We start from the raw sequence: 12,518 nt of genomic DNA on the forward strand, positions 1-12,518 counted from the left end.
GGCGGTTGGGGGTGTTTTTTCTTTTGGCCCCCTTTGGCCCCCTCCCCCCCCCCCCTCCCCCCCCGTATTTGGCCCGCCCGCACAGAGGGGGGTCTCACAGAACGCAAGCCTCTAAAATCCGCCGCCAAACCCAGCCACACCCCCCTCGGTGGCCGCGATATCGGCTTCGTCTTCCAGGACCCGTCGGCCAGCCTCGATCCGGTAATGGCGGTTGGCGAGCAGATCGCGGAAGTCGCGCACACGCATCTCGGTCTTACTTGGTCGCAATCCTATGCCAAGGCAAAAACCCTGCTCGAACGCGTCCGCCTGCCCGACCCGGACGCCGCCTTGCGCGCCTACCCGCACCAGCTTTCCGGCGGCCAGAAGCAGCGCGTGGCGATTGCCACGGCGATTGCGGCCGGTCCGAAACTGCTGATCGCCGATGAGGCGACCAGCGCGCTCGACACCATCGTGCAGGCCGAGATCGTCGGGCTGATCCGGCAATTGGTGGCCGAGGACGGCATGACGCTGCTGTTCGTCAGCCACGACATCGCGCTAGCCGCCGAGCTGGCCGAGCGCATCGCCGTGTTCCGGCACGGCGAGCTGGTCGAGCTCGGCGCGACGGCGCAGATCGTCGCCAGCCCGCACCACGCCTACACAAGAGCGCTGCTCGACGCCCATCTCGGCCTCGACGCCGAACCGCTGCTGCGGCAGGCGGGAGCGTTGCGGTGAGCAGCCCATTGCTGGCCGTTTCCGGCCTGACCAAACGATATCGCCGCGGCGGCAAGACGTTCGCCGCCGTCGATGACATTTCCTTTCACATCGAGGCCGGCGAGACGCTGGCGCTGGCCGGCCCTTCCGGCAGCGGCAAGTCGACGGTCGCGCGGCTGCTGCTGCGGCTGATCGAACCGGACGCCGGCCGTATCGAGTTTGAAGGTGGCGATTTCCTGTCCCTGAACGGCGCTGCCTTGCGCGCACGGCGCGCGCGTTTGCAAATGGTCTTCCAGGACCCGCTCGCCGCCTTCAATCCGCGCGCCAGCGTCGCGCGTGTGCTTGACGATCCCTTGCGCATCCATGGCATCGCAGCCCGATCAGAACGCCCGCGCCGCATCGCCACTCTGCTCGAGCGCGTCGGCCTGAGCGCTGATCTCGCCGCTCGCGCCATCCACGAGATCTCGGGCGGCCAGCGCCAGCGCATCGCGATCGCTCGCGCCATCGCCACAAACCCGTCGCTGATCATCCTCGACGAGGCAGTGTCCGCGCTCGACGTATCGGTGCGCCGGCAGATCCTGCAATTGCTGCTCGATCTGCAACGCGAGCAACGGATCGCCTATCTGTTCATTTCGCATGATCTCGGCGTCATCAGCGCCATCGCCCATCGTGTCGTCATTCTCGATGCCGGCCGCGTCGCCGAAAGCGGCAACGCCCGCGCGGTCATCGGTGCCCCACAGTCGGCGATCGGCAAGGCGCTGGTGGCGGCAGCGCCAAGACTGAACAGGACCGGCACGCAGGGCGCAGCGGACCGTTAGTAACCCAGCGCGCAACCATCCTTGCGTGGATCGGACGCGCCGGTAAGCGTGCCCTTGTCCCAGTCGATCAGCACCAGCTGGCCGCCGCCATGCGGCTCGGTTGGGATGGACACGTCGTGGCCGCGCTCGCGCAGGCCGGCGATCGCCTCGGCCGGAACGCCACGCTCCGCCTCCACAGTGTTTTGTCGGTAAAACACGCGTGGCGCATCGAGCGCCTCCTGCGGGTCCATGCCGAAATCGATCATGTTGGTGAGCAAATGGACATGGCCGAACGGCTGGTAGCCGCCGCCCATCACGCCGAACGGCATCACCGCCCTGCCCTTGGCTGTCACCATGCCCGGCATGATGGTGTGCATCGGGCGTTTCCCCGGTGCGATGCGGTTTGGATGGTCTGCGGCCAGGCGGAAGCTGCTGCCGCGATTCTGCAGGACGACGCCGGTCCTGGGGCCGACCACGCCGCTGCCGAACGAACCAAAGGTCGAGTTGATGAAGCTGACCGCATTACGGTCGCGGTCGACCACGGAGATGTAAACGGTATCGCTCGGCTGAAGCTCCAGGCGTGGCAGATGCGTCATTGCACGCGCCGGATCGATCTCGGCGCGAAGCTGGTCGGCATGGGAACTGGACAACAATTGCTCGACGGGGACATGGACCTGGTTCTGGTCGCCGATGAAATTGTCGCGGTCCTGATAGGCAAGCCGCCCCGCCTCGATCTCGAGATGAAAGCGCTCGGCGCCGTTCGGTTCCAGCGAGCCGAGCGAGAAGCCCGACAGCACATTCAGCATGATCAGTGCCGTCAGCCCCTGGTTGTTCGGCGGCATCTGATGGATGTCGTAGCCCCGGTAGGATGTGCCGACGGGACTGACATAGTCGCCCTTCGTCGCCGAAAAATCCTCGAGGCCATGCAGCCCGCCAAGCGCGCGCAGACGCGACACTATGTCGTCGGCGACCTCGCCATCGTAAAAGCCGGCACGGCCACGGCGCGAGACAATGCGCAGGGTCTCGGCCAGTTGCGGCTGCCGGTGCAGCTCGCCGGCCAGCGGCGCCTTTCCATCCGGCAGAAATATCCGCGCCGCATGTTCGTCGGCGGCCAGCAATCCGGCACTTTCAGCCCAGTCGAAGGCCACGCGGTCTTGGACGACATAACCCTGTTCGGCGTAATGTATGGCCGGTGCGAGCGCGGCGTCGATGCCCTTCCTGCCATGATCCTCGAGCAGCCGGCACCACGCGTCGACGGCGCCCGGCACGGTGACCGCGTGCGGACCGGACTCAGGCAGTTCGTCGAGCCCCTTGTCAAGATACCACTGCGCCTCTGCTGCTGCCGGAGCGCGGCCGGAGCCGTTGAAGGCCAGAACCTCGTCTTGACCGTTGGGACAATAGAGGACGAAACAGTCGCCGCCGATACCCGTCGATTGCGGCTCGACCACCGCCTGCACCGCCGCCGCGCACACGGCTGCGTCCATTGCATTGCCGCCCGACCGCAGCATCTCGATCGCCGCCAGCGTTGCCAGCGGGTGCGATGTCGCGGCCATCGCTTCCGTCGCACGAACCGGCGACCGTCCGGGGAGTTGGAAATCACGCATGCAGTTCAATAGCCTCCGACCAACCGGATGTGAACTGGCAACAGCAGCCAAAGGGCTGCGCCACCGAAAGCAGCACGAACGACGGAACGATCACCATGGCAGCGCTCAACCCTCGGAAGCTGCCGATCTCAATCAGCGAATCTGAAACCGTCCGTGGTGTAATCGGGGTAGGCATCCAGACTGTCGAAAAGCTCTGCCAGGTCAGGGGTATCCGCCAATATTCCGGACAAGACCAGCGCGGTCGCCACGCCGGCACCAATTCCACCGGCGACATCGTGTTCGACGCTGTCGCCGACACAGACCACGCTGCTGCGGTCCGGGTTGCCCGCCAGCGCCAGCGCGGCGTCGAAGATCGGCGTGTAGGGCTTGCCGATGCGGGTGACGCTGCCGCCGAGGCTCTCGTAGAGATCCGCAAGCTGGCCGGCGCCAAAGCGAGGCCCCACTGCCGTCAGCATGATCTTGTCGGGATTGGTGCAGAAGCACGGCACCTGCCGCATCGCTGCCGGCGCAAAAAGCCGGCGATAGTGCTCGATATCGTAATGGTCGCCCTCACTGGCGGCGATCAGCACCAGCTCGGCATCGTCGCCGCCCCCGGTCAACACGAAAGGCAGGCCTTCAATCGCCGAGCGGTCGCGCTCGCGGCTGATCAGCAGGCACTTTGTGTTTTGGCGTAGCTTTCCGGATATCGCCATTTCGTGGAAGGACCGCCACGCGATCTCGCCGGAAGAGACAAATTGATCCCAGCTTCCTGGTTCGAAGCCGAGCTTCAGCAAGCGGGCCTCATTGGGCCGCGCCCGCCTGCCGGAATTCGAGACCAGCACGATCGTCCTGCCGGCGCGCTTCAGCGCCGACAACGCCTCCACGGCGCCCGGATAGGGGTTTGTGCCGTCGTGCAGCACGCCGAACTGATCGAGCAGGAACACCTGATAGCGCTCGACCAGCGCTCCGATGCCGTCGAGATGGTCGACTGGTTTCGTGCTCACAACAGCCCCGCTGCGATTGCGCCCATCAGCGCCAGCCGCGCCGTGCCGGCGGCCGCCTCGTCCGAAAGCGCCGGCAGAAAATCGACACCCAGCTTGCGCTGCCGGATCGCGGTCCAGGCGGCGTTTGCCGCACCGCCGCCGACGCTCCTGATCGACGTCAATCGGGGGGTGCCGAGTTCGGCAAGCCGGCGATAGCCGAGCGCCTCGATCGCCGCAATGCCCTCGAACATCGCTTTCAGATAGTCGGCGTCGTCCGCCGGCCGCGGCGTCAGGCGTGGCGGCAAATCAGGATCGGCGATCGGAAAGCGTTCGCCAACCGCGGGAAGCGGATAATAGTCGAGACCGGTCCCGGTCATAGGGTCGATCACCGCACTCAATTCGATGATGCGCGCGAGAGAAAAATGCTGCGCCAGCACCTTGCCGCCCGAATTCGACGCACCACCCGCCAAATAGGCATCTCCCAGCCGGTGGCTGTAGATGCCGAACTGCGGCGCCGAGATCGGCCGGTCGGAGAGTATCTTGATGGTCAGCGAGGACCCCAGCGCGGTGACGCCGTCGCCAACTGCCGCAGCCCCCGTCGCCAGGAACGACGCGCAGCCATCCGTCGTGCCGGCGACCACGGCGACGTCGCGCGCCAGGCCGAACCGGTCCGCTGCGCTCGCGGTGAGCGTTCCCGTGACGTCGCCCGGCTTGACGACACGAGGAAGAAATTCCATGCGCATGCCGGTCGCCGCGATCCAGTCCGGCCAGCGGCGGGCCTCGACATCGTAGCCGGTCTTCAGGGCATTGTTCTCGTCGCTGATGTCGAAGCGGCCGGAAAACTGTCCGGCGATCCAGTCGGCCTGATGCAGCACCGCGGCGACGCCGGGCAGGCGCAGGAACGACAGCGCCTTGGCGAGACCGGACGTCGGCCCACGGGCTGCGCTCGCGGCCGGCGCCTCGCGCGCGATCACCGCCAGAATGGCGTCGTCGTCGGCCTTGTCGCTGTACATCAACGGCTCGGCCAGCGGCCGCCCGGCGCCGTCGACCGGCAGCAGCGTGCCCGAAGTGCCGTCGACGGCGATCGACCGGACCGCCGCGCGATCGATCCCGGAAAGCAGTCCCGTCAGCGCCGCGCCGACCGCTGACCACCATACGGACGGGTCGCGGGCGTTCTGGCCAAATCTGTCGAGTGGAACGGCGGAACGCGCGGCAATCGAAAAGTCCGGCCGCATGGCGACGGCGCGGGCGCCTGATGTGCCGATGTCGATACCGATCGAAAGCGGGCCAATTGGACGCGCCATGTCAGCCGCCGGCTGCATTGAGTTTCTGGCGATACTGCTCGGCGTCCCAGTTGATCAGTTCGTCGTTCTCGGCTGATGTCAGATAGTTCAGCTTCGCTGCGACGTCGACCCGCGCCGTCACGTCGGCGAGGCAGCGTTGCATGGCATTGGCGCCGGCTTTGGCGCCGGCACTGGCGTCGCCGCGCATCAGCACGCCAAGCCCGGGAAACAGGATCGCCACCGGTGCCGTGCCGCACCGTTCGGTGACACGCATCACGTCCTCACCGGGCCTCGCCACGACCGAACCCTGGCCGAGAAAGATGACGTGATCGGGATAGAGGCTGCCTCCCGACGCCATGCGGCAGCTTTCAGGATCGATCGCGACGGCATGCGCTTCGCCATCCGCCGGCAGCCTGTAGCCGCTGCGTGCGATGAGCGTCGTCAATGCGACAACGTTGGGCTCCGCCACCTTACGGGGCGGCCGCGCCAGAAGTCGTGTGACGCGACGCAGCAGCGCCTCGGCGCCTGCGACGGTCTCGGCTGCGACGACCAGGCCATGGTTGGCAAGGATCAGCACATCGACACCGGGCCGAAGGCGCTCGGCAATTTCCTGGGCAAGCGGCAAGCCGGGCCGGCGATAGGGAACATACGCCCATTCGAGGCCATCCAGGCGCTTGGCGACTTGAGCCTCGCAGTCGGCCTGCACGGCAAGCGAAATGGTATCGACGCAGTGGACATGCAGAACGACGCGCTGCGGCATCAGCGCGTGAACCGTGGTCTCGATCGAAGGACGCAGCTTGCGGGCGTTGAGCGCCTCGATGGCGAAACCCTGTGGCTGATCGGCGGCCGGGTCGCGCTGTTCGACAGCCCTGAGCAGCGGCGGGATCGCCACCGGGACCATGATGTCCTCGGCGAGCGCGTCCTTCAACCAGGTGCCGGAAGCCTTGATCCAGAGCGTGTCGCCGGCTTTCAGCGACGTGTTGCCGCCCGCGGCCTGGGTCAAGTGCGGGTCGCGCCCGATGCTGGCCGAAAGCGACCGCAAAGCAGCCAATTCCTGCGCATCCGCATTGATTGCCATCGAAACTCCTTCACAAACCGGCCGCCTAGGCCACGGCTTTGGATCCCGGTAGCCGGGACAGACGAGTGACGCTGGTATTGCAGATGCGAGTAAGTTACGTCAAGAGTGATCTTGTCCCACCAAATCGAGCTTGCAATCTGATCCGTGCTGAGTAACTTACACCAATTGCCGTGGCAAAATGGCATTTCGGGAGGGTATCCGTTGAGCGACTCCGGCCGCCAGCGTCAGATCATCGAGCTGTTGCGGGATCGCCCCTTCGCCTCGGTGCGCGAGTTGCAGGAGCGCCTCAGTGTCTCGGCGGCGACTGTGCGGCGCGATATCGACAAGATCGACGAGGCCGGCGAAGCACGCAAGGTCTATGGCGGCATCTCGGCGCTCGATGGCGCTGCGCAGGCGGGCGTCGCCTATGCCCGGCCCTACGACGAGAACCGCGATCTCGCGGTCGAAGCCAAGCGGCAGATCGCCGCTCTCGCGGCGACCATGGTGCGCGATGGCGACGCCGTCATCGTGCATGGCGGTTCGACCTGCTTCCATCTCGGCGTAAAGCTCGCCGACCGCAACATCCGGCTCTATACCAACTCGATGCCGCTCATCGCCTATTTGAGCGACCACGGCCATTGCAGCCTGACCGTTGCCGGCGGCGAACTGCATCGCGAGCCTGGCATCATCCATTCGCTCACCCAGACGGTGCCTTTCTACGCATCGAAGTTCTTTCTTGGTGCGCAGGGCATCGGCCCGGAGGGCGTGCTGGAATCGCATCCGCTGCTGGTCCGCTCCATCGCCGAGCTCAGCCTGTGCGCCGACCAGATCGTGGTGCTGGCCGACAGCCGCAAATTGTCCATCCATGCGCGCAATGTCGCGCTGCCCTTGTCGCGCATAGGCACGCTGGTGACCGACGACGGCCTGTCCGATGCCGACGCAGGCATGCTCGAAAACGCCGGCGTCATGGTACGGATCGCCTCTGCCTCGGGAGCCGTCCAGTGAAGGTGGCTGTCCTCGACTTCGGCAAGACCAACTCGAAGCTGTTCGTCTTCGGCCAGGACGGGCAGATTCTGGGTGAGCGCCGGACCCAGCCGAACTGGACGCGCGAAGGCGGCTTCAGTGTGCTCGACGAAGCAGCGCTTCACGATTGGGCGGCGCGCGCCGTCGGCGAAGCGGTCGTTCATGGCATAGAGGACTTGATGGTTTCGGGCCATGGCTGCACCTTTGCCTTGGTCGACGATGCGGCGCTGACGCATCCGATACTCGACTACGAGCAGGAGCCACCGGCCGAGATTGCCGCGCAGATCGATCGCCGCATTCCGGATTTTGCCGAGACCTTCTCGCCGCGCCTGCCGCTCGGCTTCAACTATGGTCGCCACATGCTGTGGCTGAAGACGGTGCAACCAAGCGTGTTCGCCGCCAAATCGATCCTCGGTTATCCCCAATACTGGAGCTGGCGCTTTGGCGGCCGGGCGGTTTCGGAGGTGTCCTATCTCGGCTGCCACTCGCATCTGTGGGCGCCGCGCAAGCGCGATTTCTCCACGCTGGTCGACGCCGAGGGATGGCGCGGCCAGATGCCCGCCTTCGAGCGTGCCGGCGCGGTCATCGGCGAGCAGCGCTTCGGCGAGGCGGCGCGGCCGATCGCCATCCACAACGGTGTCCATGACAGCAATGCGGCGCTCCATGCCTATCGCCGGCAGGCGCTTGGGCCGGTCACCGTCGTCTCGACCGGCACCTGGGTCGTGGTGCTCAATCCGGACTGCCCGCTCGACGCGCTCGATCGCGACCGTGACATGCTGGTTAATGTCGATGTCGATGGCGGCCCGGTGCCGACCATCCGCTTCATGGGCGGCCGCGAATTCGCGACGATCAGCGCCGGCTGGCAGGGCGCAATCGACCGCTCCACAGTACAGCAGGTGATCGGCGCCGGCATCATGGCGCTGCCGAGCTTCGCGCCAGGTGGGCCGATGCCTGGCCATCGCGGCGAACTGGTCGGGCGCGCACCCACCGCGGAGGAGCGCGCGGCCGTGGCGCTGCTCTACGTCGCGCTGATGGTCGATCTGTGTCTCGACCTGATCCATTCGAACGACACGGTGATCGTCGATGGCGGGCTGAACAGTGGCGGCCTGCTTGCCAGCCTGCTGGCGCAGCTGCGTCCCGGCCAGGCCTTCATGCAGGGCGCCACGCTGGAGGGCAGCGCCACCGGAGCGGCGGCTCTGGCCTTCGAGAGTGTTGGACGCGAATTTGCCGCCGAGGCGCCGGAGCCGGTACGCGCCTCGAGCTTCACCGGGCTTGCCTTCTATCGCGATAGCTGGCGCGGTCTCGCCGCCGACCGAGGCGTCGCTGATGCCGCAGCGGGAGGCGCGCGATGACCGCCGCTGCCCGGATCGAAACCGTGCGCCAGCCGGTGCTGGAGATGCGGCACATCTCCAAGACGTTCGGCCCGATTCGCGCCTTGCAGGACGTATCGCTGACCGTCCACGCCGGTGACCTGCACGCGCTGATGGGCGAAAACGGCGCCGGCAAGTCGACGCTGATGAAGGTGCTGTCCGGCGCCTATCGGCCTGATGCCGGCGGCGAGATTCTGATCGACGGCACACCGGTCGCGACCGGCGACCCGATCAAGGCACGCGCCAACGGCATTGCCGTCATCTATCAGGAGCTGTCGCTGGCGCCCAACCTGACGGTCGCGCAGAACATCTTCCTCGGCAACGAGCCGAGACGGTTCGGCATCGTCGACCGCGACCAGTGCAATCGGCGCGCCAAGGAGATCATCGCACGGCTCGGCGTTTCCTTCTCGGCGCGCGCCTCGGTCTCCAGCCTGTCGCTTAGCGAACGCCAGATGGTCGAAATCGCCCGCGCGCTGTCGACCAGCGCGCGCATCATCGTCATGGACGAGCCGACCACCTCGCTGACCTCGCGCGAGACCGACAGGCTGTTCGAGGTGATTGCGACGCTGAAGGCGCAGGGCATCGCCATCATCTACATCAGTCACCGCATGGAAGAGGTCTACCAGCTTGCCGACCGCGTCAGCGTGCTGCGCGACAGCGGCTATGTCGGCACGCTCGAACGCGCCGATCTGAACGCCTCGCGCCTCGTCTCGATGATGGTTGGCCGTGACCTGTCCGCCTTCTACAAGAAGGATCACCGCCCGCCGGACAGCAAGCGCGCGATCGCACTGTCGGTGCGCGACATGTCGGACGGCAATCTCCTGAAAGGCTGCTCCTTCGACCTGCACAAGGGCGAAGTCTTGGCGCTGGCGGGCCTGGTCGGCTCCGGCCGCACCGAACTCGCGCGGCTGATTTTCGGCGCCGACAGGCACACATCAGGCACGCTGGAACTCGACGGCAATCCAATAGCCATCGGCTCACCGCGCGAGGCGCTGGATGCCGGCATCGCCTATCTTACCGAAGACCGCAAGGAACTCGGCCTGTTCCTCGACATGTCGATTTCCGACAATATCAGCATGGGCGTGCTCGCCAGGGACGCGCAGGCCGGCGGCCTGCGCGACTTCGCCACGGCCGAAAGACGCGCCGCCAGGGCCGTTTCCGACCTCTCCATCCGCAGCAGGTCGGTGCAGGCCAATGCCGGCTCGCTGTCAGGCGGCAACCAGCAGAAGGTGCTGCTCGCCCGCCTGCTCGAAACCGAGCCGCGGGTCCTCATCCTCGACGAACCGACCCGCGGCGTCGATGTCGGGGCGAAGTCGGAAATTTACCGGCTGATCGATGATCTTGCCAAAAAGGGCATCGCCATCCTGATGATCTCCAGCGAACTGCCGGAGGTGATCGGCGTCGCCGACCGCGTGCTGGTGATGCGCGACGGCACTATCGCTGGCGAGGTGACCGCATCCGAAGGCCAGCCGCTCAGTCAGGAGGCAATCATGGAACTCGCAACGGGAGCGGCCAAGGGATGACCGACAAGAGCGGCCTGGGGATGACCGACAAGAGTGGCCTGGGGATGACCGACAAGGCAACCGGGATGAGTGCGGGTGACCAGGCGGTCGGCAGGAGCCGGCGGCTGCGCACCGCCTTCGCCGCGCTTGGCATGCTGCCGGTCCTGATCCTTTTGGCGGCCGGCTTCCAGATCATGAACCCGCGCTTCCTCACCGAGACCAACCTGTTGATCGTGACCCAGCAGTCGTCGATCAACATCGTGCTCGCGGCCGGCATGACCTTCGTCATCCTGACCGGCGGCATCGACCTGTCCGTCGGCTCCATCCTTGCCGCCTCGGCGATGGTGGCGGTGATGGTGTCGCTGGTGCCGGAATGGGGCATGCTCGGCGTGCCGGCGGCCATTCTGGTCGGCCTCGGCTTCGGCGTCATCAACGGGCTGCTCGTCGCCTATATCAAGCTGCCGCCCTTCATCGTCACGCTTGGTTCGCTGACCGCCGTGCGCGGCGTCGCCCGCCTGCTCGGCCAGGACACCACGGTGTTCAACTCGGACCTGCCGTTCGACTTCATCGGCAACGGGTCGCTCTTCGGCATCCCCTGGCTGGTCATCATCGCTCTGTCGGTCGTGGTGCTGTCCTGGCTGGTGCTCAAGCGCACCGTGCTCGGCACCTGGATCTATGCCGTCGGCGGCAACGCCGAGGCGGCCCGCCTCACCGGCATCAAGGTGCCCCTGGTGCTGCTCTTCGTCTATGGCGTTTCAGGCCTTCTCGCCGGCCTTGGCGGCGCCATGTCGGCGGCCCGGCTCTATGCGGCCAACGGGCTGCAGCTTGGGCAGTCCTACGAACTCGACGCCATTGCCGCAGTCATTCTCGGCGGCACCAGCTTCGTCGGCGGCGTCGGCTCGATCTGGGGCACGCTGATCGGCGGCCTGATCATTGCGGTGCTCTCCAACGGGCTCATTCTGGCCGGTGTTTCGGACATCTGGCAGTACATCATCAAGGGATTGGTCATCATCGTGGCGGTCGCCCTCGACCGCTACAGGCTCCAAGCGGGAGCAAGATCGTGATTGACCTTCGTCGCCGGCGTCAACGACCCGGTTTCATTTAACGCACCGTGAGAGGCGCGGGGCATCAGGAGGAAAACAATGAAGACCATCGCTAAACTGCTCTGCGGCGTAGCCCTCGCGGCCGTCGCCGTCGCACCGGCCTCGGCCAAGGACCTGAACAAGGTCGGCATCTCGGTCGGCCTGCTCGGCAACCCGTTCTTCGTCGCCACCATCAAGGGCATCGAGGACGCCGCCAGGAAGATCAACCCGAATGTCGAGGTGACGTCGGTGTCGGCCGACTACGACCTCAACAAGCAGGTCTCGCAGGTCGACTCGTTCATCGCCGCCGGCGTCGACGTGATCATGCTCAACGCCGTCGACGCCAAGGCGATCGCGCCGGCGGTGAAGAAGGCGCAGGCGGCCGGCATCGTGGTTGCCGCATTCGACGTTTCGGCGCCGGGCGCCGACGTCACCGTGATGACCAACAACGTCAAGGCCGGCGAAGCGGCCTGCCAGTATCTGGTCGACCACACCGGCGGCAAGGGCGACTATGTCATCCTGAACGGGCCGGCATCGTCGTCGATCCTCGAGCGGGTGAAGGGCTGCAAGGACGTGCTGGCAAAACACCCGGACATCAAGATCCTCTCCGACGACCAGAATGCCGAAGGCTCGCGCGACGGCGGCCTGAAGGTGTTCCAGTCGCTGCTGACCCGCTTCGACAAGATCGACGCGGTGTTCGCCATCAACGACCCGACGGCGATCGGCGCCCAGCTTGCGGCCAAGCAGCTCAACCGCTCGGAGTTCATCTTCACTGCGGTCGACGGCGCGCCCGACATCGAGAAGGAACTCTCTTCCGGCACCTCGATGATCAAGGCCTCGGCCTCGCAGGATCCTTACGTCATGGCCGGCCAATCGCTGCAGATGGCAGCTGAAGTGCTCGCCGGCAAAAAGCCGGCGGAGGCCACGGTGCTGCTCGACCCGCAGCTGATCACGGCAGAGAACCTGAAGGACTATAAGGGCTGGACTGCGGCCCGCTAGCTAAAGCCTCCCAAGGCTGGTGGGGGGGGGGGGGGGGCCCCCCCCCCCCTTTTTTTTTTTTTTGGGGGTTTTTTGAAAAAAAGGTGAAACAAAAGGGGTGGGGGGAGGGGGGGGAGAAGGGGGAACGAAAGGGGGGGCGTGGGGGGGGG

At 66.0% G+C, this 12,518-nt stretch carries 11 protein-coding genes; 7 read left to right on the forward strand and 4 right to left on the reverse strand.

Annotation, left to right across the window (positions count from 1 at the left end):
- The coding region (locus AC0L3H_RS20240) for an ATP-binding cassette domain-containing protein (RefSeq protein WP_473586670.1) at positions 1-711 on the forward strand (711 nt) is incomplete at its 5' end.
- Positions 708-1,508 (forward strand): ABC transporter ATP-binding protein, encoded by an 801-nt coding sequence (locus tag AC0L3H_RS20245; protein ID WP_473586671.1) that lies wholly within the window; start codon positions 708-710, stop codon positions 1,506-1,508. The genes AC0L3H_RS20240 and AC0L3H_RS20245, both read left to right, overlap by 4 nt.
- Here the strand turns inward: AC0L3H_RS20245 and ggt are convergent.
- From ggt to AC0L3H_RS20265, 4 genes are all read right to left on the reverse strand, one after another.
- Positions 1,505-3,091 (reverse strand): gamma-glutamyltransferase, encoded by a 1,587-nt coding sequence (gene ggt, locus AC0L3H_RS20250; RefSeq protein WP_473586672.1) that lies wholly within the window; start codon positions 3,089-3,091, stop codon positions 1,505-1,507. The genes AC0L3H_RS20245 and ggt overlap by 4 nt on opposite strands.
- A 128-nt stretch (positions 3,092-3,219) precedes the next feature.
- Positions 3,220-4,074, reverse strand: a complete 855-nt coding sequence (locus tag AC0L3H_RS20255; protein WP_473586673.1) for a TIGR01459 family HAD-type hydrolase — start codon at positions 4,072-4,074, stop codon at positions 3,220-3,222.
- Entirely contained in the window at positions 4,071-5,357 is a 1,287-nt protein-coding gene (locus tag AC0L3H_RS20260; RefSeq protein ID WP_473586674.1) for an FGGY-family carbohydrate kinase, read from the reverse strand. Before AC0L3H_RS20260 ends, AC0L3H_RS20255 begins: the two co-directional genes overlap by 4 nt.
- Before the next feature lies 1 nt (position 5,358).
- Entirely contained in the window at positions 5,359-6,414 is a 1,056-nt protein-coding gene (locus AC0L3H_RS20265; protein ID WP_473586675.1) for a class II aldolase/adducin family protein, read from the reverse strand.
- A gap of 201 nt (positions 6,415-6,615) precedes the next feature.
- Between AC0L3H_RS20265 and AC0L3H_RS20270 the strand changes: the two genes are divergently transcribed.
- From AC0L3H_RS20270 to AC0L3H_RS20290, 5 genes are all read left to right on the forward strand, one after another.
- The gene (locus tag AC0L3H_RS20270) at positions 6,616-7,398 is read left to right on the forward strand and encodes a DeoR/GlpR family DNA-binding transcription regulator (RefSeq protein WP_473586676.1); all 783 of its coding nucleotides are present in this window, start codon (positions 6,616-6,618) and stop codon (positions 7,396-7,398) included.
- Positions 7,395-8,768 carry an FGGY-family carbohydrate kinase gene (locus AC0L3H_RS20275; RefSeq protein WP_473586677.1) on the forward strand — a complete coding sequence of 458 codons (1,374 nt, stop codon included), beginning with the start codon at positions 7,395-7,397 and terminating at the stop codon, positions 8,766-8,768. The genes AC0L3H_RS20270 and AC0L3H_RS20275 overlap by 4 nt, the downstream gene beginning before the upstream one ends.
- Positions 8,765-10,309, forward strand: coding sequence for a sugar ABC transporter ATP-binding protein (locus tag AC0L3H_RS20280; RefSeq protein WP_473586678.1), 1,545 nt, complete (start codon positions 8,765-8,767; stop codon positions 10,307-10,309). The genes AC0L3H_RS20275 and AC0L3H_RS20280 overlap by 4 nt, the downstream gene beginning before the upstream one ends.
- A 44-nt stretch (positions 10,310-10,353) precedes the next feature.
- Positions 10,354-11,352, forward strand: a complete 999-nt coding sequence (locus AC0L3H_RS20285) for an ABC transporter permease subunit (protein WP_473586689.1) — start codon at positions 10,354-10,356, stop codon at positions 11,350-11,352.
- Between the two features lie 78 nt (positions 11,353-11,430).
- On the forward strand, positions 11,431-12,369 hold the full coding sequence (locus AC0L3H_RS20290; protein ID WP_091595356.1) for an ABC transporter substrate-binding protein: 939 nt from the start codon (positions 11,431-11,433) through the stop codon (positions 12,367-12,369).
- Positions 12,370-12,518: the final 149 nt, after the last annotated feature.

The sequence above is a fragment of the Mesorhizobium sp. WSM4816 genome (assembly GCF_055811535.1).